Origin of the sequence: Providencia sp. PROV261, from assembly GCF_028477945.1 — a bacterium.
GTDB lineage: Bacteria > Pseudomonadota > Gammaproteobacteria > Enterobacterales > Enterobacteriaceae > Providencia > Providencia stuartii.
This window is the reverse complement of the sequence record NZ_JAMPMC010000054.1, coordinates 1-2,969: the sequence shown is the minus strand read 5'-3', so window position 1 is coordinate 2,969 and position 2,969 is coordinate 1. Positions and strand designations below refer to the sequence as shown.

The window sequence follows — 2,969 nt, the reverse complement described above, 5'->3', positions numbered from 1 at the left end:
CCACTTTCTGTTCCTACTGCTGGATCAATAACCACATTAATCAATGTCGGTTTACCAGACTCAAGACCTGCTTTTAGCGCCTGTTGAATTTCATCTGGTGTCGTTGCGTTATAACCGATGCCGCCAAAAGCCTCGATCATCTTGTCATAACGTGCGCCTGCCATTAATGCCGTTGGGCACGGGTCCTTATCGCCATGTAAATTGACGCCATCGCCACGGTAAATCCCCCCATTGTTAAAGATTAAAATGGTGACTGGCAGTTGATAACGGCAGATAGTTTCAATTTCCATACCACTAAAACCAAACGCACTATCTCCCTCAATAGCCACGACAGGCTTACCGCTAGTGACCGCTGCACCAATAGCATAACCCATACCAACCCCCATCACGCCCCAAGTACCACAGTCGAGACGTTTGCGAGGTTCATACATATCGATGATATTTCGTGCATTATCGAGGGTGTTAGCCCCTTCATTCACCACATAAACGTCTTTATGGTCGACTAACACATCGCGAATTGCGCGCAATGCATTGAAATAGTTCATCGGTGATGTATCGGTATTCAGCTTAGCGGCCATCTTCTCGCTATTTGCTTTCTTATGCTCATCAATCCCAGCCATCCAATCGCTCGGTGACTTCACTGGTGTGGTTTTTAACCCTTCAAGTAGTGCGGCAACACTTGAATAGATATCGCCGACAACAGGGGCTGTTATTGGACGATTGCTATCGATTTCAGATGGCTCAATATCTAATTGAATAAATTTCGTCTCTGGCGACCAGTGTTTGCCTTTTCCGTGATCTAATAGCCAGTTTAGGCGTGCCCCCATTAATACGACGACATCGGCATTAGAGAGTGCATGGGAACGTGCTGACGCGGCTGATTGTGGGTGATTATCTGGCAATAACCCTTTTGCCATCGACATAGGCAAGTAAGGGATACCTGTTGTTTCAATAAATTGACGAATATTTTCATCCGCTTGGGCATAGGCTGCCCCTTTACCTAAAATAATCAACGGACGCTTTGCCGATGCCAATAATTTAAGTGCTTTATCAACAGATTCAGGCGCAGGTAGTTGGCGTGGAGCAGGGTCTTCAACCGTAAAGATTGTTTTGTCTGCTGCATCTTTGTCCATAACCGCAGCCAATACTTCGGTTGTTAAGTCAAGATAGACGCCACCAGGACGACCAGAAACAGCAGCACGAATTGCGCGAGCCAGAGCAATACCAAGGTCTTCCGGTTTATTGACTCGGTAGGATGCTTTAACAAAGGGCTTAGCGGTATTCATTTGATCCAGCTCTTCATAATCGCCTTGTTGTAGGTCGATAATTGCTCTATCACTGGAGCCGCTGATTTGTATCATTGGAAAGCCATTGGTCGTCGCATTCGCTAATGCCACCATACCATTTAGAAACCCCGGTGCAGACACCGTTAAACAGATGCCGGGTTTTTGGGTTAAAAAGCCGCTGATTGCCGCAGCATTACCCGCAGATTGCTCATGACGAAAACCAATATAACGAATACCTTCAGCCTGTGCATGCCTAGCCATATCCGTCACAGGGATCCCCACAACACCATAAATTGTGTCAATGCCATTTTTTTTCAGTGCATCAACAATAATATGCATACCATCAGTCAAATTTTGGGTTTGATCAGTCGACATGTCCACCTCATGAAATATGTAAAAAGAAAGTGTGGAGGGGGCTTATTAGCGCCCCCCTCATTTATTCGCGTTAAATGGCTTTATTGGCGCGCATTGAGGCAATCTGCTCCGCGCTATAACCTAACTCAGTTAACACTTCCTCGGTATGCTCACCTAACAGTGGCGCACTCTTAATCTCAGGGGTGAATGATGAGAACTTCATTGGACAACCAACAGTGAGATAAGTCCCGCGTTTTGGTTGCTCAACTTCAACAATACTGCCGCTATCGCGTAATGATTGGTCACGAGCAATCTCACGCATGCTCAATACAGGCGCACATGGCACACCATATTTGCTTAAATATTCAACGGCTTCATGTTTGTCTTTATCGGCTAAGAATTTTTCAATTTCAGCAAAAATATCGAAGATATGTGGTTGGCGCGCTTGTGGTGTGCTGTAGGCAGGGTCTTTCGCCCACTCTGGCTTGCCAATAGCAATACAAGTTTGCTCCCAATCTTGCTCTTGGATAGTAAAATAGATGTATGCGTTTGGATCCGTTTCCCAACCTTTACACTTCAAGATCCAACCCGGCTGGCCACCGCCACCAGCGTTGCCCCCACGCGGAACGGCATCACCGAATTTACCGTTTGGATACTGAGGATACTCTTCAAGATAGCCCACTTTTTCTAAACGCTGCTGGTCGCGCAACTTCACACGGCAAAGGTTTAATACGGCATCTTGCATCGACATTGTCACGCGTTGCCCTTTTCCGGTTTTTTCACGGTGTAACAAGGCGGCTAGTAGACCAATTAATAAGTGCATTCCCGTGTTGCTGTCGCCTAGTGCTGCTGCACTGACTAATGGTGGGCCATCCCAAAAACCTGTGGTTGACGCCGCTCCACCCGCAGCTTGCGCAACGTTTTCATACGCTTTTACATCTGCATAAGGGGAGTTCTCATTGAACCCCTTGATAGAGCCAAAGATTAACCGTGGATTTAGCTCTTGAATATGTTCCCAAGTAAAGCCCATATGGTCGATAGCACCCGGATGGAAGTTTTCAACTAATATATCCGCTTGCTTAATCAGGCGTTCCATGACTTCTTTGCCTTCCGGCGTTTTGGTATTCAGTTCAACAGAACGCTTATTACTGTTGAGCATGGTAAAATAAAGCGCATCGACATCAGGAATATCTCTTAACTGATTGCGCGTCACATCACCGACGCCTGGGCGTTCAATTTTAATTACGTCAGCACCAAACCACGCTAACATTTGGGTACAAGATGGCCCTGACTGTACACCGGTGAAATCGAGTACTTTGATACCTTGTA

General features: G+C 46.3%; 2 protein-coding genes. Both read right to left on the bottom strand.

Annotated features, from left to right (window positions below):
- The coding region (gene oxc / locus PR675_RS19770; RefSeq protein ID WP_272582906.1) for an oxalyl-CoA decarboxylase at positions 1-1,661 on the bottom strand (1,661 nt) is incomplete at its 3' end.
- Positions 1,662-1,731: 70 nt separating this feature from the next.
- A partial coding sequence (gene frc, locus PR675_RS19765) for a formyl-CoA transferase (protein WP_272582905.1) occupies positions 1,732-2,969 on the bottom strand: 1,238 nt, incomplete at its 5' end.